The sequence below is a fragment of the Flavobacterium sp. UMI-01 genome (assembly GCF_019656315.1).
GTDB lineage: Bacteria > Bacteroidota > Bacteroidia > Flavobacteriales > Flavobacteriaceae > Flavobacterium.
On the sequence record NZ_BPLU01000061.1, the window covers coordinates 1 to 200 of the forward strand.

The 200-nt window shown below is 40.0% G+C and carries 1 rRNA gene; it reads right to left on the minus strand.

From position 1 onward, the window contains the following. A 23S ribosomal RNA gene (locus tag K5R64_RS13615) occupies window positions 1-200 on the minus strand; the annotation flags it as partial.

A 200-nucleotide genomic window follows, 5' to 3' on the forward strand; every position in this document is an offset into this window, starting at 1 on the left:
ATTATCGTTACTTATGCCTACATTTTCTTTTCTAACCAGTCCAGCATCCCTTACGAAATACCTTCAACCCTGTTAGAATGCTCCCCTACCACTTACAATAAATTGTAAATCCATAGCTTCGGTAATATACTTATGCCCGATTATTATCCATGCTCGTCCGCTCGACTAGTGAGCTGTTACGCACTCTTTAAATGAATGGC